1 rRNA gene is annotated in these 241 nt (G+C 51.0%); it reads left to right on the top strand.

Going from position 1 to position 241, the window contains the following annotated elements:
• A 16S ribosomal RNA gene (locus ACTHTA_RS11615) occupies positions 1-241 on the top strand; the annotation flags it as partial.

Genomic DNA, 241 nt, shown 5'->3' with positions numbered 1-241 from the left:
GTGATGGTACCTAAGAAGAAAGCACCGGCTAACTTCGTGCCAGCAGCCGCGGTAATACGAAGGGTGCAAGCGTTGTTCGGATTTATTGGGCGTAAAGCGCGCGCAGGCGGATCCGTAAGTCAGATGTGAAATCTCAGGGCTTAACCCTGAAAGTGCGTCTGAAACTGCGGATCTAGAATACTGGAGAGGGAAGGGGAAGGTCTCATGTAGGGGTAAAATCCGTAGATATGAGAAGGAACAC

This window comes from Neisseria sp. P0013.S005 (assembly GCF_051958425.1).
Taxonomy (GTDB): Bacteria; Pseudomonadota; Gammaproteobacteria; order Burkholderiales; family Neisseriaceae; genus Neisseria; species Neisseria subflava.
This window is presented reverse-complemented; position numbering and strand designations above follow the sequence as displayed.